The 19880-nt window shown below is 30.5% G+C and carries 19 protein-coding genes; 5 read left to right on the top strand and 14 right to left on the bottom strand.

Annotated features, from left to right (window positions below):
- The first annotated feature begins 2 nt into the window (after positions 1-2).
- The 4 genes from MYRA21_RS10850 (at position 3) to chrA (ending at position 6271) form a co-directional block, all read left to right on the top strand.
- Positions 3-1805, top strand: a complete 1803-nt coding sequence (locus MYRA21_RS10850) for a UvrD-helicase domain-containing protein (protein WP_039328997.1) — start codon at positions 3-5, stop codon at positions 1803-1805.
- 222 nt (positions 1806-2027) lie between these two features.
- Positions 2028-3521, top strand: a complete 1494-nt coding sequence (locus tag MYRA21_RS10845) for an LA2681 family HEPN domain-containing protein (protein WP_039328995.1) — start codon at positions 2028-2030, stop codon at positions 3519-3521.
- A gap of 740 nt (positions 3522-4261) precedes the next feature.
- Complete coding sequence (locus MYRA21_RS10840) at positions 4262-5059, top strand: AraC family transcriptional regulator (protein WP_039330418.1); 798 nt, start codon at positions 4262-4264, stop codon at positions 5057-5059.
- A gap of 78 nt (positions 5060-5137) precedes the next feature.
- The gene (gene chrA, locus MYRA21_RS10835) at positions 5138-6271 is read left to right on the top strand and encodes a chromate efflux transporter (RefSeq protein ID WP_039328993.1); all 1134 of its coding nucleotides are present in this window, start codon (positions 5138-5140) and stop codon (positions 6269-6271) included.
- 19 nt (positions 6272-6290) lie between these two features.
- On the opposite strand, the gene MYRA21_RS10830 is transcribed toward chrA, so the two are convergent.
- From MYRA21_RS10830 to MYRA21_RS10795, 8 genes are all read right to left on the bottom strand, one after another.
- Entirely contained in the window at positions 6291-6857 is a 567-nt protein-coding gene (locus tag MYRA21_RS10830; protein WP_039328990.1) for a lipocalin family protein, read from the bottom strand.
- 108 nt (positions 6858-6965) lie between these two features.
- Positions 6966-8000, bottom strand: a complete 1035-nt coding sequence (arsB, locus tag MYRA21_RS10825; protein WP_039328988.1) for an ACR3 family arsenite efflux transporter — start codon at positions 7998-8000, stop codon at positions 6966-6968.
- Positions 8001-8003: 3 nt separating this feature from the next.
- Entirely contained in the window at positions 8004-8618 is a 615-nt protein-coding gene (locus MYRA21_RS10820) for a low molecular weight phosphatase family protein (RefSeq protein ID WP_039328986.1), read from the bottom strand.
- 17 nt (positions 8619-8635) lie between these two features.
- Positions 8636-9088, bottom strand: coding sequence for a DUF6428 family protein (locus tag MYRA21_RS10815; protein WP_039328984.1), 453 nt, complete (start codon positions 9086-9088; stop codon positions 8636-8638).
- 62 nt (positions 9089-9150) lie between these two features.
- Entirely contained in the window at positions 9151-9480 is a 330-nt protein-coding gene (locus tag MYRA21_RS10810) for a helix-turn-helix transcriptional regulator (RefSeq protein ID WP_039328982.1), read from the bottom strand.
- Between the two features lie 90 nt (positions 9481-9570).
- Positions 9571-10377, bottom strand: a complete 807-nt coding sequence (gene tatC / locus MYRA21_RS10805) for a twin-arginine translocase subunit TatC (protein WP_039328980.1) — start codon at positions 10375-10377, stop codon at positions 9571-9573.
- A 32-nt stretch (positions 10378-10409) separates the two neighbouring features.
- On the bottom strand, positions 10410-11228 hold the full coding sequence (locus MYRA21_RS10800) for an alpha/beta hydrolase (RefSeq protein ID WP_006266560.1): 819 nt from the start codon (positions 11226-11228) through the stop codon (positions 10410-10412).
- A gap of 242 nt (positions 11229-11470) precedes the next feature.
- Positions 11471-11782 (bottom strand): hypothetical protein, encoded by a 312-nt coding sequence (locus MYRA21_RS10795; RefSeq protein ID WP_039328977.1) that lies wholly within the window; start codon positions 11780-11782, stop codon positions 11471-11473.
- A gap of 735 nt (positions 11783-12517) precedes the next feature.
- On the opposite strand from MYRA21_RS10795, the gene MYRA21_RS10790 reads away from it, so the two are divergent.
- Entirely contained in the window at positions 12518-12982 is a 465-nt protein-coding gene (locus MYRA21_RS10790) for an SgcJ/EcaC family oxidoreductase (protein WP_006260754.1), read from the top strand.
- 8 nt (positions 12983-12990) lie between these two features.
- On the opposite strand, the gene MYRA21_RS10785 is transcribed toward MYRA21_RS10790, so the two are convergent.
- The 6 genes from MYRA21_RS10785 to MYRA21_RS19320 all read right to left on the bottom strand — a co-directional run bounded on the left by MYRA21_RS10785 (position 12991) and on the right by MYRA21_RS19320 (position 19868).
- On the bottom strand, positions 12991-13581 hold the full coding sequence (locus MYRA21_RS10785; RefSeq protein ID WP_006260753.1) for an AraC family transcriptional regulator: 591 nt from the start codon (positions 13579-13581) through the stop codon (positions 12991-12993).
- Between the two features lie 450 nt (positions 13582-14031).
- Complete coding sequence (locus MYRA21_RS10780; RefSeq protein ID WP_006256907.1) at positions 14032-15339, bottom strand: DUF4374 domain-containing protein; 1308 nt, start codon at positions 15337-15339, stop codon at positions 14032-14034.
- A gap of 30 nt (positions 15340-15369) precedes the next feature.
- A complete protein-coding gene (locus MYRA21_RS10775) occupies positions 15370-17712 on the bottom strand; it encodes a TonB-dependent receptor (RefSeq protein WP_006256908.1) in 2343 nt (780 codons plus the stop codon).
- Positions 17713-18056: 344 nt separating this feature from the next.
- Entirely contained in the window at positions 18057-18989 is a 933-nt protein-coding gene (rluF, locus tag MYRA21_RS10770) for a 23S rRNA pseudouridine(2604) synthase RluF (protein WP_039328975.1), read from the bottom strand.
- Positions 18990-19038: 49 nt separating this feature from the next.
- Positions 19039-19416: a hypothetical protein gene (locus MYRA21_RS19325; protein ID WP_235279895.1), complete on the bottom strand. Its 378-nt coding sequence runs from the start codon at positions 19414-19416 to the stop codon at positions 19039-19041.
- Between the two features lie 35 nt (positions 19417-19451).
- Positions 19452-19868: an acetylxylan esterase gene (locus tag MYRA21_RS19320; protein ID WP_235279893.1), complete on the bottom strand. Its 417-nt coding sequence runs from the start codon at positions 19866-19868 to the stop codon at positions 19452-19454.
- Positions 19869-19880 lie beyond the last annotated feature (12 nt).

The raw sequence follows: 19880 nt of genomic DNA, 5'->3' as shown, positions 1-19880 counted from the left end.
TTATGTTTTTTTGGAGAGAAAATAGTATTAATAAAGAACAAGAAAACGCTATCCTTGAAAAGGATAGTGTAATGCTTATTGCATGTCCTGGTAGTGGTAAAACTAGAACCCTAACGTATAAAATAGCCTATGAATTAAGTAGATTGACCTCTAAAAAACAATTTGTAATAGCTATAACATATACTAATAGAGCTTCTGATGAAATCAAAGAGAGAGTAGAGCTTTTAGGAGTAGATGTAACGCAATTATGGATAGGTACTATTCATTCATTTTGTTTAGAATGGATTTTAAAACCATATCATTTATACCATGAAAAACTAAAAAACGGTTTTAAAATTATCAATTCTGATGATTCTGAAGATATTTTATCTGAACTATGTATACCTTATAAAGAAGAAAAAATAACCTATTTTGATTGTGGTATACTTGCTAAAACAAATGGTTTCCATTTAACTTGTTTAAATAAAGTAAAACATGATTCATTAAATAGAATAATTAAAAAATATCACACTATACTTGAAGAAAATAACCAAATTGATTTTGAGCAAATACTGTTTTATGCTTATGAAATATTAATTTCAAAACCTATTGTAGCCAAGATTTTATCCAACCTTTTTCCATTTATTTTAATTGATGAATACCAAGATACCAAAGAAATACAATATCATATTATATCTGAAATATTAAGTAAAAACAATGGAAAATCGAAAACATTAATTGTAGGTGATCCTAATCAATCTATTTATGAATCCTTAGGAGGATATCCAATGCCGAAGCAAGATTTAGAAAAATTACTAGGTTTTAATCTAAAATCACTAAGTCTTGATAAGAATTATAGATCATCTTCCGCTATTATTGATTATTTTAATCACTACAAAACATTTAATACTAAGATTATACCTTATGGAAGTGAAAAAGATTATCCAAGTATAATAACTTACAACTCATCTATCTCAGTAGATGATCTAATTGATGAAATAACCAAACTTATCTTATATAATGTAAATGAAAAAGGAATAAGTCCTAATGAGATATGTATTGCTGCTCCACAATGGGTGCACATAGCAAGTATAACAAGAAAACTTATAATTAAGCTTCCTGATTTTAATTTTGATGGACCTGGAATGGCTCCGTTTTCTCGAGATATTGACAATTTTTGGTTTAAAGTATCAAGAATAGCTTTAACTGACCCTTCACCTTATATGTATATTAAGAGGTTAAGATGGAGTACTGAAGTATTAAATGAACTTGATACAGTAGGAGTAAATATCACAAATACAAATAGTAAAGATTTTTTAAGAATATGTAACTCGTTTAAAATTACAGAAAACAATGGATTAGAATACTTGAAAAAAATTTTTAATCTAATCTGCGAAAAATTAAACATATCCTTACAAAGCTTTCCTCAATTAAATGAACATTTCAATTCATTTTTTAAAAGCTCTGAAAAAAGAATTCATAAACTAATAGCAGAAGGGAATCCTTCTATAGATAGTATCGAAAGTTTTAAAAAAGTGTTTAGGCAAAGAGATGGAATTACAGTATCCACTATACATGGTACTAAAGGAGAAGAATATGACACAGTAATTGGTTTTGGTTTATTGCATGATTATGTTCCTCATTTTAGTGATCCAAATGGTGAAGAGAACTCAAAAAAAATTTTATATGTTTTAGCATCAAGAGCTAGAAAAAATTTACATATTATTTCAGAAAATAAACGAGGGGTAAATTTTTATAAGCCTAATGGAAAATCTCCCACCACGCATTTATTAAGTTATAAATATCATTATTCAACAATAAATTAATGCCATTGTTTAACAAGAATTATTACTAAAATTATCTAATCAAAATAGTATAGTCGAAATCTTTAAGCTAAGTATCAGTTATATATGGCTTTACTTAGTTATTAATCAATTTTGAAAAATTATTTATACATTATAAAGAGCATAAGTTCAATCAAGTACATAGAAAATAATTAGGTCTAACAATTTTGTAAAGACAATGGATAGACTGAAACAACATAACTAATGGAAAGAAAGTTTAAATTAATTACAGAATACTTAGATTCAGGTTCATTTAGTTTAGCAAGAGAACTAATTTATTTTGAGTTAAATAACAACAATAACAACATATTTATTCAATCTAAATTATATGGCTTTTTAATCGATTTAGGTCGAGAGTCTAAATCATTAGATGATGTAAAACAAGGAATCGGTTTTCTTGAAGAAAATGAAACTGAATTAAAAAAACATATGACCTATTCAAGCTATTGCTATAATTTAGCAAACGCTATGGGTTACTGCAATTATGATTTTTGGAAAAATAACCCAGGAATACATTCTTTGGAAATCTGTGGTAGCAATTTCCAAAAACCAATTGACCTTTATTGGTCTGCCTACAACACTACAAAAAATACAGATCTATTAAAATTAAAAATATCAATAAACCTAGCTAATTCTCTTACATATAATTTTAGATACATTGAAGCTATACAGATTTTAGATGGTGTTTTAAAAATAGAGCCTAATTTTCCTGAAGCGTTAGTTTCAAAAGCAGATCATTTATTCATGTATGGTGTTATACTAAAATCTTGTCAACTAACTGCTTCTCTATTAGCTGAAATATACGTATTATATGAAAAAGCTCTAAAAACTAACACACTACCTTTACATATAGAAACAGCTTGTAAAGAAAAGGTCCAAAATATTATAGGATTACTTGATAATGCTAATTTTAGTATAGAAAGAACAATAAAAGAAATTGAAATTTCAAAGTTAGAATTTAAATCACATACCCATTATAGAAGGTTTTCATTAAATAATTATTTAACCCTTAATGAACATAGTATTTTTTGTAATTGTATTGAATCATCATTAGATAATTTAAATATAGGATTTAATGGTATAATAATAAAAGATGATATTATACCTAAGTTAGAATTATTACTTAACCGAATTAAATCTGAATTTGGTCTTGCTAGATACAATTATTACAAGTCCCAAAGTGACATTGAGGAAGTTTTTAATGATGATATTATTTTTTATAAACAAAATAAGAATGAAGTGACTGACTTTAGCTCTGAACTTATTCGTTCAAGTTTCCGAACATGTTATGGCATATTAGATAAAATAGCATTAGGTATTTGCAAACTATATGACATTAATAATGGTGTAATATACTTTGAACGTTTTTGGAATGACAAGGATAAAAAACAAACATTAGCATCAAAGAAAAATATCCATCTTAATGCACTTTATAGCATTGCTTGTGATCTTAATACAAAAACAGGAGAGCTTAAGCATTTTAAAAATTGGAGAAATAAATTAGAACATAACTTACTAATATTAGTTAATGAAAAGTCTAAAAACAACATAATGGAAGAAGAAGATTTTCTTGTTACAGTTGACATAAATGAATTTCAACAAAAAACTATTCATTTATTACAAATCACCCGAGCTGCAATAATTACATTTTCTTTTCTTGCACATAGTGAAATTATAGAAACTCTGAGGAATGACTAATAGTACATGATTACATAATAATTCACTATCTTAGCGTTGCATTTCTGAAAAGATATTTCGGTGATTAATTAATAGCGTTTAATTATTATTAATTTATCATGAAGAAATGTATAAAATGTACAGGAATCAAATCTGTATTTGTAAGAGATTACAAAAGAACCCGTAACGGAAAAATTGAGAATGTTACCCAACATTGTCGTTCATTGCCTAATAGCATACAATATAGGTTATGGGAGTAAGCAAGAACATTAGTTCTTGCTTTTTTTGTAATATCTTGAAAAATAGCTAAAATGAAAAATCATTTTTTACAAAGTAATCTGGAGACTATTCAAAACCATCTTCTTTTTACTCCTATCATATATTGATCCTGATTTATCTTTGCATATAATTTCCTACAATAATGAGATTAACAATGTATAATATGTTGTAAAAACCACTTCACTTTTTATTGAGAATTATTCAACCAAAACAGCAATACTTTCTCTTTAATCTGTTAAAAAAATTGAGTTGATTTTAGTACCGATTATTTTGAAAAAAAGTGTTGTACAAACAATACACAAATAGGCATGAACCCTTATGAATGCTAGGATGTAAATTATTGTATCGAGAACTAAGGCAAATATGATGGAAGAAAAAAACGTTTTCCTACCTCTTAGAAACTTATCGCAACAAATTATATATTTACGTAAGTAACAAAAATATAGTTAGTTTTACTCTTGTATATTTTTAACCAAACTATCTTGAATAAACCTATAGCAATAAAAAATAAAATTGAGACAAGAACTCTGATGAAAGTTTCTCCTTTTAAGCAAGAAATTCGCAAAACAAATCCACATAAACACAATAATTACTTCGAAATTATTTATCTAAGTGAAGGAACAGGCTCTCATACGATTGACCAGAATGTATTTTCAATAACTACTCCTACAATTTTTTTTATACGAAAAGAACAAGTGCACTTTTGGGATATTACAAGTAAACCTAAAGGCTTTGTACTTCTATTAAAAAAAGAATTCTTACAAACTTCATTAGATTATAAGTTAAGAGATCTTTTATCTCAATTAAGTCATTTTACTTGTTTAAAAATAAATGAAACCCAAGGTATAAATACATTATTTCAACTACTTGTATCAGAAAAGGATTTCACAGTAAAAGAAGGTGTTTTAAAGGCATTGTTAGCTAAGATAATAGCAACGTCTATTCCTTTTTCTAGCTCTGTAAATAAAAATGATACAGCCAGCTTGTTTCAAGATTTTTTAAAGCAAACAGATAACTTACACAATAGTGTAGCCTATTATGCTAAAAAAATTGGAATTTCGCCACAAAATCTAAATGCTATCTGTCGTAAAACATTCAAACAACCAGCATCTGAAATATTAGCAGAACATATTATTGATGAAGCTAAAAGGCAACTTCTATACTCTGAAAATAGTATTAGTGAAATTGCTTACAACCTAAACTTTAGTGATTCTTCTTACTTTACAAAATACTTCAAGCGCTATGTAGGCACCACTCCTAAAGTATTTCGAGAGCTTTAAAGTGCCACTCTTTTTTCAAATTCACCCTATTTTAGATTTTAATTATATCACATTTGTATAATTAAAAAGTCTAAAGATATGAATATCAAACAAGGTGAAGTAGGTCTCAAAGAAATAATTCAAGTTTTTATCAAGCTAGGGATTATTGGTTTTGGAGGCCCTGCGGCTCATATTGCAATGATGAGAGAAGAAGTAGTTGTAAAAAGAAAATGGATGGATGAACAACACTTTTTAGATCTGCTTGGTGCTACTAATTTAATTCCTGGTCCTAACAGTACAGAAATGGCCATTCATATTGGCTATGACAAAGCAGGTTGGAAAGGTCTTATAATTGCAGGGCTATGTTTTATTCTTCCCGCTGTTTTTCTAACGGGTGTATTGGCTTATTTTTATAAAAATTATGGAGAATTACCACAAGTTCAACCATTTATCTATGGAATTAAACCTGCCATTATTGCTATTATCCTTGGAGCTGTATTTCCACTAGCCAAAAAATCCATTAAATCCTTATTCTTAGCCTTTATAGGACTTATTGTCTTAGTAGCTTCTTTATTTGGGACTAATGAGATCATTTTAATGTTTGGAGCTGGATTTTTAGCTTATGTAGTTTTTTATATTAATACTACAAAGCGAAGTACCTTACAAAGTTTTCTTCCATTACCCTTCTTACTTAGTATACAAAATACTCTTTTCACCAATACCAATATGCAGCTATTTTGGATTTTTCTTAAAATAGGGGCTATACTGTACGGTAGTGGCTATGTTCTATTTGTCTTTTTAGATACAGAACTCGTGCAAACAGGTTTACTCACCAAAGAACAACTTATAGATTCTATTGCTGTAGGACAATTCACACCAGGACCTGTTTTCTCTTCCGTTACTTTTATTGGTTTTCAAATTAATGGTTTATCTGGAGCAATTCTTTCAACTGTTGCAATTTTTTTACCATCCTTTATTCTAGTAGCCTTACTAAACCCATTGATGAAAAAACTTCGCAGCTCAAAAGGATTATCTGTCTTTTTAGATGCGGTGAATGTTGCTTCTGTTGCCTTGATTGTCGCTGTTTGTATAACGATGACACGAGATGTATTGCTGAACTGGCAAACCCTTGTTATTACACTACTTAGTGGCATACTCGTTTTTAAATTTAAAAAAGTAAATAGTGCTTTTATTGTTTTAGTAGGAGCTTTGTTGGGGTATCTTCTCTTTTAATTGTTCGCTTTTCTTGTATTTATTTAGACTTTATTACCGACATATCTTCCTTGTCATGTTCAACCCAAATCAAACGAGATACATCATAACCAATTTCATTAGCTAGTGTCAAGTATTGTTCTTTAATAGCTTCGGGGATACTTTTTTCTCGAGATAAAATCCATAAATAATCAAGATCTTTTCCTGCTATTAGAGCATACCTATAATCTGAATCTAATGCAATGACATTATAACCCGAATAAAAAGGCCCGAAAAAGCTAACCTTAAGTGCCCCTACATTTTGCTCTGCTCTAAATTTAGCTATTCCTTCTGCTTGTTTCCATTCTTTGGTTTTAACATTAAAACCTCGATTTAAAACCTTGACATTTCCGTTCTCGTCCAAGCTATAGTAAGCTGTGGTATTAGTTAAGTCTTTTTCAAAATAAAAATCAAATCGAGCAATTTCATACCAAATTCCCAAATAACGATTTACATCAAAATTTTCAACGGGTTTAGCTTTTTCTGGTATTGTACTTGCATTACATGACACAAACAAAAAAGATAAAATAGTAAAAAAACTTATTCGATAAAACACTTGTAAATTCATAAAATATTAGTTTATCTCAAAAATAAAAAAATAAATAATGAATTGATTTATTCTAGTGATTAATTTAATAGAAACGACTTTACACCATTTAAAAACAACTATATTTTATCACTTTGTATAATATTTCTTTTTCATCCATAAACTCACTCGTACAAGTAAAATCAGTACAGGAACTTCAACTAAAGGTCCAATAACTCCTACAAAAGCTTGGGGCGAGTGAATTCCAAATACGGCAATAGCAACAGCGATAGCTAGTTCAAAATTATTACCTGCTGCAGTAAAAGAAATAGCCGCATTTTTATCATAATCTACCTGCATGAATTTATTTAAAAAGAAGCTAACAAAGAACATCAAAACAAAATAGATAACAAGTGGAATAGCAACTTTGATAACTTGCATTGGCAATTGTACAATCTGCTCTCCTTTTAAGCTAAACATAAGCACAATGGTAAACAGTAAAGCATATAAAGTAAAAGGTGAAATAAAAGGGATAAACTTGCGGGTAAACCAAGCTTCTCCTTTTATTCTAATGAGATACTTATGACTTAAAAAACCTGCTAAAAATGGAATTCCTAAATAAATAAGCACACTTTGTATAACATCGCTCATCTTAATTGAAATAGCATAATCAGCAAATCCAAAATAAGAAGGTAATACGTTGATAAAAAGCCAAACAAAGAAGCTATAAAACAGCACTTGGAAAACACTATTTAATGCAATCAGTAAGGCTGCATATTCTCGATTACCTTTTGCTAAATCATTCCATACAATCACCATTGCAATACATCTGGCTAAACCAATAAGGATCAACCCTACCATATAATCAGGTTCATCACGCATGAAAATAATAGCCAGAACAAACATTAAAACAGGTCCTACAATCCAGTTTAAGAAAAGAGATAAGCCTAAGACTTTTTTATCCCGAAAAGCCAATGGTAATAGATTATAATCAACCTTAGCCAGTGGAGGATACATCATGATGATTAGTCCTATAGCCAACGGAATATTGGTCGTTCCAATAGATAGTTTATCCATCACATTAGAAACACTTGGAAATACATTTCCTAAGAGAACACCAATCCCCATAGCCAAGAAAATCCAAAGGGTTAAGTATCGATCTAAAAATTTCATTCTAACTTGCATGACTTATTTTTTAATTTGTGACACGATGTAAAACATTTCACTTGCAATTTCAAGGCTTCGATTAAAATATCCTGTTTGTTGGTTTGCTGTTCCATCAAATGCCTTAGGATCCTCGAATGTAATAGGGATTCTTCGCTCAGCACCTGCTATAAAAGGACAACCTCCATCAGCCTGTGAACAAGTCATTACAGCTGCAAAATCATCACTTGGATTAAAAGCAGCATCGTACTTCTTAGAAAAACCAATAATAGGAACTTCATTATCGCCATACTTTATCGCATATATAGGATTCTCTCCTTCCGAAATTTTAAATACGTTAAATCCCTGTTCTTTTAAAACTGTAGCAACTAGGGGATACATCGTTGTTTGTTCAGTCCCTCCTGAATAACAAATAACTTCTGGAATACCATAGTAAGTTGCTGCTACTTGCATCCAAATCTGAGCCAAATGACTTCTTCTTGAATTATGTGTACAGATAAAATTGATTCGAATTGGAGATTTTGAATCAACCTTCGCTTGAATATAAGCCACTAAAGGAGCTAAAACTTCTTTTCTAGTAGCGCTTATCTCTTGTGATTCAAGCATAGCGCTAATTGTAGTTGATACTGTTTTATACATCTTTTACTTTTTTACGATTAACAACATCCAGAATTAGGATCGCAACAACTAGTTTGAGCTTCTTGATTACTTGGGATAATTCCACAAGCATCTTCAGCTAAACAAGCAGTCAATGTGTTTTTTAATAAAAAGTGAGTTCCATTAAATGCTAAGAAATACTTCCCAATCGTTTCTTTACCTTGAACTTCTACTTCGATCTCGGCATCAACAATACCTAATTTTGTTTCTGACAATCGAATAATATGAAGCAGTTTACCCGCTTTTAAACGGTGCTGATAATCATCTGCATTCCACAATTGAAAGCTTACCTTTACCTCTTCTCTCATTGTTCCCCCACAATCAATAAACTTTTTTGTTACTTGACCTACTTCCGTTACATGGAAGTGTTCGGCTACAAACGTTCCATCTTCAAATTGAAAATCTACTCGATCTAATTTTTCTAAAACGGCTTTTACTTCTGATAATTTCATATTTTATTTGTTTTAAATTTATTTCATAATCGCAATATTACGATGATAATAATTAAAAAATATTAACAGCAATCGTTTGATGCTATTTTTTGAGCGAAGAACAATTCAAACTCCTTGAAAAATTCATTCCAAACTGCATCGTCAATACAATAACAAACTGATTTACCCTCAATTGTTCCTTTGATAAGTCCACTATTCTTAAGCTCTTTTAAGTGCTGTGAAATAGTCGCTTGAGCCAATCCAAGTTCTTCTACCAAATCATTGCAAATACAAGCATCTTGATTGATAATATACTGAAGAATGGCAAGTCTTGCTGGATGCCCTAAAACCTTAAACATAAGCGATAATCTATTCTTTTTATCACTAAATAATTCTGATTTTGTTACTCCCATTGTTTTATACTTAAATATACATCGCAATATTACGATGTATATTTAAACTATGCAAGTTTAATTAATATTGATAGCAAATACGATAATAAATTATTCTGTAATGTGATTAGACTTCATAAACCTTGAAAAGAAAATACTCACTTCATACAATAAAACTAATGGTATAACCAAAATAACTTGACTCAATACATCTGGAGGTGTAATAATTGCTGATGCTACTAAAATCAAAACATAAGCATATCTGCGATAACCTTTGAGTGTATCTGTTGATAAAATTCCCATCTTGTATAATACTAGAATGACAACTGGCAAAACAAACACAATACCTGATGCTAGTATGGTGGTTCTAACAAGAGAAATATATGAGGTAAGATCGATTTGATTGGCAACAATACTACTAATCTCTATATTCATAAAAAAATGAATAGATAAAGGAACTATAATAAAATATCCAAACAAGACACCTATAAAAAATAAAAGACTTGTGATTGTTACAAATACAATACTGTATCTTGTCTTACTATTATATAATTTAGGTTGTACAAGTTTCCAAATTTGATACAAAATCCAAGGAAATGAAGCTATTAGTCCAAAGGTAAAACTAGTCCAAATCATAATCATTAACTGACCATCCATTTTTCGATTTTGAATATCAAAATCAATCCCTTCCATATACAATGATGAACTCAAATTAAAAAAATCTATCAAAGAACGATGCCAAATATAAATAGGAAAATTAGGGTTCTTAGGAGCAAATAATATTTGCTCAAAAATAAAATTAGTATATAAAAACGCTATGCTACTACATAAAACAATCCCAATAAAACACTTGATTAAAAAACTTCTTAAAAGTCCAACAAAATTTAAAAATGTCTTTTTCTTAATATCTATATCCATATCTTATTATAAGATGCTAAACTACTGCTATTTTAATTATTTAATATCCAAATTAGGGCTTGTTTTTTAGTTGCTCTAAATATAGTTGTATGTCCTTCATTTGGCTCATCTACATAGTGCCACACTAAATTTTTATTTTCATTTTCTGCTAAAATAGTAGCTAACTTATTTGTATAGGGAGAAATATCAGCAGCATTCGATCCTGCAAACCAAAGCTTTCTTTTTACCGCACTATTTTGATCTAAACTAGCTTTTGCGGTTCTAACTAAATAATGATTATTCCACCATAATGAAGGGTCAAAGGCGATATAGTTTGCAAACATGGCGGGTTCAACAAAAAAGGTTTCCATCACAAACAAACCTGAAGCAGATTCTCCTAATATCGTTTTTTCTTCTTTGGTTCTATATCTTTTATCGATTTCCTTAAATAACTCTTCTTTAATAAAGGCTCTAAACTGATTAGAACCTCCTACCTCGGGTGCAATTTCTTTATCTTTTGCAACAGTTGTAAATCCTGTCAAATCTCTTCTTCTTTGTGTATTTTCAATTCCAACTAAGATTACAGCAGGAATTTTTTGCTCATTTATAAGCTCTTCTATGGTAGATGCGATATGAGGAAAATCCTCTCCTATTCCTCCATCAGCCATATAGATTACGGGCAAAGAATCCTGAGTACTCTCATAATTTTTTGGTGTCCATACATTAATAGTTCTTTCTTCTTTTAATTGATTTGATTCTAGTTTAAAAGTATCATGTTTAGGCACTACATCCTGAATTGTACTCTTATAACCACAACTTGCTAATAAAATGGTATAGCATAAACTTAACAAAAACATAATTTTAAATTTCATTTTAGCGTATTTTTTGATTCACAAAATTATTTCAATAAAAAACAGTAATTAATACCATTAACCTATTAATTTTACTATTTTTGAATGTGAGAAATCTCATTCTTTATTTTTACTACTGTAATTCTAAATTAGATAAAAATAATTTTATTCAATATTAGAGATTTACAGCACTAAACTAGTTCTCCTTATTTACTAGTTGTCTTTAAAAGGAGAAAGTCTTTTGGGCTTTCTCTTTTTTACTACTATAGCTTAAATAAACTTAATAAAAATAAAACTGCTACGATTAAACCTGAATACCTAAAAAACTTGACAAAACGATTAAAATCATAAAATAAAGTTTGTCCGTCAATAAGATTAACAATCATTAGAATAGTACAAGTAATAATTACTATTATCAAAAATAACATAGGAGCTGCAATATAAGATATTATATTGGCTGCAGCCCGTTCATTTGTTCTACTAAAGTCCAAGAAACTAAGTAGCATTCCCAAGACACAAAGCACTGTTAAAACAATAGCTATAACATAACCCACATTTCTAAATAAACTCCCCATTTTTATTAAATTTTTCTTTGTTTATACACCATACTAGATGTACCACTATTTAAAAATCACACCCTAAATAATATATTATATATCAATAATATAGTTTAAATAAAAACTCAAAAAGATCGACCTACTTCTTTCTAACTCCTGTATTAATATCACCTAATTCAGTGAATAATATGTCTAAACAAAATATTTACTTTGATCCATAAATATTTTTTACCATTAACTGATTTATACTATTACTCCATAAAAATAGTTAACTAAAGCCAAATAGACACCCCGACAACCAAAAAACACCTTAACAAGTTTAGTATTCCATAACAAAATACATCAAACTAAATTAATTAACAGGTAATATGAAACAAACATAACAAAATACTAAAAAACAAGATAAAAATAAATCAAAGTAAAAACATAGATGTTGATTAAAATATTTACTTACATCATTTAGAAAAACAGGTAATTATTTAACTTTTTAGTACTTTTTTAAAACATTTAAAAGTATTATATTTGATTTTAACCTAATTTACTAAGGTGAACTATTAGGTGAGTTGGTTTCAAACAAACAAGACAATTGATTGATTTAAAGATACTTACAAGAAGTGGTTCGAATCCTGCCACCCCGACAAAAAGGAATCACTTTATAGTGGTTCCTTTTTTATTTACACTCACTTTTTTATCCTACATTAACACCTCTTCATGAATCATTGAGTATCTTCGTAATTATAATAAACAATGATAATGACTAGACAAAATCCAGAAGAAATAGTTCAACAATTTGTAACTGCTTGGAATAAATACGATGCTGACTTACTTGCTGATATTTTTGTAGATGATGCAGACTTTGTCAATGTCACAGGGTTATGGTGGCATAAAAAAGAAGACATTTTTAAAGCTCATGATTATGGGTTAAGAGTAATTTTCAAAGAATCTCAACTAATAATCAAAAGAACTAAGATCAGATACTTAACAGACACTATAGCTATCGTACATGCAAGACTACAATTAAGTAATCAATCAGCATTAAAAGAAAATGAAACTCCTCAACTTAGAAACAACTTATTCATTTTCGTAACTCAGAAAATAGAAAAAAATTGGTACTGTATAGCAGCTCAGAATGCCGAAGTACAGAATGGTAAAGAGACTTTTATTAAAAAGGAAGATGGTTCTTTTGAAGCAGTGAATTACAATCAATTTAAAAAGTAAAGACGATTTTAGATATTACATCCTTCCATGGTCTTTTTCTGTTTCAACTCACTAATATACTCTGAAGGCAATACACCTGTATATTTTTTAAAATTAATCGTAAAACGACTATGAGAAGCAAAACCGCTCTTATCTGCTAAATAACTTATCTTATATGTCAGATAATGTGGTTTACTTATTAAAGTATCTACCATATAAGAAATCCTCAATTCATTAATATACGTAGCGAAGTCTTTTTCTTTATACATATTAATGTAGTAAGACACATAGCGATGATTAACTCCTAAGCTTGCAGAAAGATTACTTAGTGATATTGATTTATCCAAGTATTTTCTTTGTTTCTCAAACTCTTTTATTTTTTGACACAGATAACACTCCATGCCTATAGACATATAATTAGTTTGTTTATTAGAATCATCACTTATTTGTAGCACCTCTTCCTTTAAAGAAGAACCTCTAACTCTTCTTAGCAATCTTTTCGATTTTATTGAACTACTAGATAGTTTCTCATTTATACTCCATATCATACTTTTCTTTAATAGAGAGACATACTCCATTGTTCTATTGATGATAATACTTAAAAATAATAAGGTCTTCATATTTATACTTTTATCATTATTCAACTATTATCTATACCTATACAATAGTAACTTCCAAGTCAAATAATATGTGGTGGTGTATTTTATAGTCATGCTATAATGAAGCAGACTATAACTTTAGGTTTATTTGATAAAAGTATAATCTCTATAACAGAATGTCACCTTTAAGGGGGTGGACAAAGGGGTGGACTTAACACAATTCACATGATGTAAGTGTTTTAAAAAGCAATACATCTCATTAATAGTACACTCACTTTCAGATAAACATATACTTATTTAAAGATATAGTATCAAAGTTTTTTATATCTCTAATGCCTATTTATAGTTAGCTGCATATTTTTTAATTCTACATCCTTATCCTTTTCAACAAAAAAAGAGGCTATACAAACTGTATAACCTCTTATAATAAACAACCCTAATTTATTTCGAATACTTTATATAATTAAATTATTATTTTTCTACATTAATTTTACCAATTGTACCAATACTTCCATCAGCTAGATCTTTAATTTCAAGACCTTTAGTAGCCTTAGCAGCTGTAGCATCTAAAGAATAAACAAATGATTTTGACTCTGCAGTGATTGGTAAAAATACTTCTTTCCCATCCACGAATGGTGCTCCAGCAGCAGCAATATCATTAGCAGCAGGCAACCCTTCAATCCATTTAAAGTCTCCTGTCACAACATTAAATACAGCCAACTTATTAGCAGCAGCCATATTACTTGCTTTACTAGGACTTACGAACATATTAAGTAAGAAATAATCCCCACCGATAGCGAATGCTTTATATACTTTTGTTCCTGAGATCTGTTCTAAGTTAAAGTAATAGTTATTATCGAAGTCTCCTTTTTTAGAGTCAAATTTAATAACAGCACTTGGCTTACTTGAGAATGATACTCCATCACCATTAGTAGCATTAGGAGAGAATAAGTAAACGTTTCCATCACCCGCTTTTCCGATAGTAGATACACGGCTAGAACGGTAACGCGCTACAGCAAAACTCATCTTATCACTCTTCACTACTTTTTCTAATACTACTTTTTTATTAACATCCGTAGCACTTTCATCAAATTTAAAAACAGCTAACCATGCTCTATCTCTATAAGCAGAAGTATTATCTTCTTTATCATCTTTAGTGATTTTAAATGGTTCGATAGCCATAACAAAACGATCATTACCAATCGTCTCAAGACCTGCGAAGTTAGCATACTCTCCTTTTTCTGCAATGTTTTCTACATTTACATAAGATGTATACTTAATTCCTCCACTGTTACCATCTATGAAGTTAAAAGCCTGAGCCTTTTCTCCTGTAGTTAATTTCAAACCACCAGTTGTAGCGATCATATATTTACCGAAATTCGTAATAAACTCCTCACGAGTAGGTAGGTCAACTGTAGTATGTTTACTCAATTTTCCATTAGGTGTTAATAACCAGCTCTGCATTCCAGAAGGATCTCCTTTTCTATATTCAAAAACATAAGCTCTATTTCCTCCATAAGTATAAACTGTAGTTCCTAATGCCGTTAATCCATTTCCCTTAGCAGATATTTCTCCAGATTTAAGGTCATTGGTAGTCAGTAATAAGTTCGTTTTAGAAGCACTTGCCCCGATTACGTACTTCCACTCTACTTTATTTCCTCCATCAGTTCCACCTTCTTCAGGTGTAGGAGTACTATTATCATCAGAAGAACAACTAGTCACCGACAATGCCCCAAATATCATAGCAAAAGCAAATGTCGAAAAAACTCTTTTTTTCATTTTAATTGTATTTATTATAGATTAGTAATTTTAGTATGTATAGCGTATTTTAAACATGAAGTTTCTTCCTGGTTTTTGGAAACTATAGTTATCATAAGCTAGTTTATCGAATAGGTTATTAGCCTCTACGGTTAAGTGTATTTTATTATTAAATAAACTGTATGAAGCACTTAGATCGTGCACAGCTTGAGACGGAATCCATATAGGATCTTCACCGATTCCTTTAAAATCGTAGCTATAATGATCTATATAGCGAAGGTTATACCCTATATTTAAATTGTTGTTTTTCTTTCCTAAATCTTTAATAATAATCCCCACATCTGCTGATCCGAAGAAATAAGGCTCATTAGGAATTCTCTCATTGTAGTATGGGTTCTCTACTCCATAATCTCCAATAGTATATTTTTGTTTACTTCTGATATTTTGAGAAGTTAAACTACCTCCTGCATATATAAAATCATTGTACGTATAACGAGCTTCCACATTGATACCATAGCTCTCTACTCCTCCGATATTCACACTAGTTGCACGAGATCCTGAACCATAAGGATTACTGCGGATATAATCTTTAGTATCTCTGTATACAAAACCTGCATCTACGAATACAGCATGTATTTTATTAATCACACCTGAGTAACTGATATTCAGGTTATAGTTTTTACCTTGCTCTGGTTTTAGACCTGTATTTCCCCATACTAAGTCTCCATCTCCAAACAACTCGCTATCAGTAGGTAGTCTAAATGTATTTTCATAAGAAGCTTTGAACTGTAGATCTTTCCACAAGTATGTAGCAGCGATACCGTATCCTGTTTTATCTACTTTAGTGCTTTCACTTTGATAAGTATGTTTGATACTGTAGTGTTTACCGAATAGAGACACATTCAGATTATCTAGAATATTATAGCGATAAGACAGTGCCATAATATTTTTAAAACTACTTCTTTTTATCTCACTGTTCTTTTCTGATTGAGTTTCTTTTACAGCTAATGGATCTTTTGTCTTTCTGTTGAAGTAGTACATTACATCATTAAAACTAAATGAGTGCTTGTCATTTAATTTATAATTTACATTAAAAGTAGTTGAACCATTATGATCATAGAACTTAGTCATAGAAGGACCTCCACCAGACTCACCTTGTTTTAAGGTTTTGATACGCTCACCTGCCCAGTTATATTTATAAGAAGAGGTATCTATATTTTGATTATACCCTCCATTATAATTAGATGTAATACTTACATCTAATCCATCTATAAATAGGTTCTTCTTGCTATATTCTAATGAAGGCATAATTGTTACAGAACGACGTTTCTTATCTCCGAATACTTTCTCCATAATAGTACCTGTCTGCACACCGCGTTTTCCTTCTCCATAAGTAAATCCAAGCATAAGTCGGTCAGCATAAGACTTATCTACCACCCCTACTTTAGCTACTACAGTAGCAGTTTGGAATCGATCATTAAAGCGTCTTACCCATTGTTTCTCTTTAGAATAAACCCCAGATTGTAGATCTACCACAGGGACTAATACTTTATAATCATTATCTGAGTAGTTCTGAAAAGCATTTAACTGAGCTACTATACCATTATTAAAGGCTTTACTCACATTCAGATGACTCTTGTATGTATGGAATGAACCAGTAGTAAATGAAGCATCTATTTTAGTCTCTTTAGATTTGTTTGTGATAATATTCACTACTCCTCCTAAGGCATCAGATCCGAACTCCACAGGCACTACACCTTTATAAACTTCGATTCTGTCAACCATTGTGATCGGTAAGTTGTTTATTTTAAACTCACTACCAAATCCTTCCATAGGTACACCATCTATAAAGAATCGAATGTGTTTACCACTAAATCCATTCATTGAGAAATTATAGTCAGATCCCTCCCCACCATCTTTACGCACTTTCACACCAGATACTCTATCAAGTGCTCCAGCTACATCTAATGACGTATTGTAAAGTGGCTTTGCATCTATAGCAACTACGTTATAAGCAGATTCTCTAACTTTCTCGATAGGCTGTTTTACTTGTAGTACTACATTGTCTAAGAAAGAGTTATTCGTATCAAGTTTGAAGTTATGTGTTATACTCTCTCCTGCTTTCACCTCAAATGAGTACTCTTTAGACTCATAACTGACGTGTTGTACAACTAATTTGTACTTACCAGGTCTTTTTGTTTTAATAGTATATCGTCCTTTATTATCAGTTAACTCACTATGATGAGTATCTAATAAGCTGACTGTAGCATAATCAATAGGTTCGCCATTCGCATCTTGTACAACTCCAGAAATAACAACTGGCTTTTCTTGTGCAAAAGAAGTAAACTGACCTATATTAAAAATTGCAAAAATTAATAATAGATAGTGTTTCATTGTTCTAAGAACTTAATGTTGTGTTAGTAATTATATTATTTAGATTAATTATAAATTGAAGACAAATATATTTACTTATAACTAAACAACCATAATAACTTAGACTAAATATAAATAGATACACAAAAGAGACAATAATCGTCATCGTAATATTCTAAAAACAAAACATAATAACCTTTAATATTTTACTAAAATTTACATATTATTAACTAATAACTTTTATAAATAAAAAAAGTCAGAATTACCCATAATTCTGACTTTATGCACAAAATGCACTATTTAATCTTATTAATTCTAAATAAAAGAGCTTTAGAGATTAGTACAAACAAAAAAAGAGAACTAAACTAGTTCTCTCTTCTTCTATTTCTTAATCTTTCGTTCTTCACCACTTTTGGTTTGTTCACGCTATTATTGCGTTCTCTATCGAAGTTTCTTCTCGGTCTTCTATCCTCACGATTTCCGTCTCCTCTTCTTCCCTCTCTTCCAGAATCTCTTCCTGTAGTCATTCTACGACGAACACTCTGTTGACTCTCTTGATTTTTATTTAGACTAGCTTCCTCTGTCATTACAGAAGGCTCTATTAAGCGGTTAAGCTCATCTAATTCTGCTTTTGTCAAGTCTCTATAAGTTCCCACAGGTACATCTAGAGAAATATTGATAATACGTATCCTTTTTAATGCTACTACATCATAGTCAAAATACTCACACATACGTCTAATCTGTCTGTTTAAACCTTGAGTAAGGAATATTCTAAACACAGTCTTGCTGATCTGTTCTACTCTACACTTCTTAGTCACTGTGTCTAATATAGGTACTCCAGCTCCCATACGTTGAATAAAACGATCTGTAATAGGCTTGTTTACAGTAACAATATACTCTTTCTCATGATCGTTCTTTTGACGCAATATCTTATTCACGATATCTCCATCATTCGTCATCAGAATAAGCCCTTCACTGTCCTTATCTAATCGTCCTACTGGAAAGATGCGTTTTGGATAATTAATATAATCCACGATATTATCGCGTACACTCGTATTAGTAGTACACTCAATACCGATAGGTTTATAAAAAGCTAAATAAACATTCTCTTCATTTTTATTAACGATTAATTGTCCATTTACGCGTATCTCATCATCTTCAGACACTTTTGTCCCCATCTCTGGCACTACACCATTGACAGTGATTCTCCCCTCATCTATAAGTCTATCTGCTTCTCTTCTAGAACAAAAACCTACTTCAGACAAATATTTATTTAAACGTGTTTGCATTTTTTCCATATCACAAAATTAGCTATTTTATTTGCTATTAAACAATGCTATAGCGAAGCTAATTCATAAAATAATTCTTAATTTTTTCGAAGACAATTCTATCTTGAACAGAATGTCCTAATCCTTCTGTATAATAAACCTCTATTCCCTTTTGGTTGGCGAAATCATGAAAAACTGTACACTCAGCCAATTCTACTACTACATCCTCTTTATCGTGAATAATCAATGTCTGATTAGACAGTGATTTTATAAAGTTACGACTAGCATACTCTCCCATATCCATATCGATTAACCCTTCTAAGAATCGTAACAAATCGCTAGATACTTTCTTCCAGTATCCTAACATGCCAATATAATTATCAATTACATGCTGAAAACGATCTAGACAAGCCATTAAAACAACCTTCTCTACAAAGTCATATTTCACTACACTCATCTGGTGTAATAGAGCAAACGCTCCTAGTGAATGGGCTACAACATACTGTGGTCTAAACCTCGTAAACAATGATCCATCAAGTGAGAATAATCGATAACACTCAGATTACTTCCATCACTAAGACCTAGTCCCATCGCATCTATACTGACATACTGGTACTGATCATCTAAATAAGTCACTAGTTCCTCCCAACGACCAGCATTACTCTCCCAGCCGTGAAACAGCATAACTAATGGCAACTCTGATCGCTCTTGATTCCAGCGATAGCATTGAATACTCAGTCCATCGTAGACAAATCTATCTTGATGAGCTTGAGCTAAAAAGTTTGGAATATCTCTTCGCTTAAGTTGCCCTTTACGAGGTGTAGAGAATAACTTATAAGCAATAGCACATGCTCTCTTAGGAGCAAATAACGACAATAAATTAATCAATAAACCTAGACACTTAACCATATATAACTTCTG

Origin of the sequence: Myroides sp. A21 (genome assembly GCF_000807225.1) — a bacterium.
GTDB lineage: Bacteria > Bacteroidota > Bacteroidia > Flavobacteriales > Flavobacteriaceae > Flavobacterium > Flavobacterium odoratimimum.
This window is presented reverse-complemented; position numbering and strand designations above follow the sequence as displayed.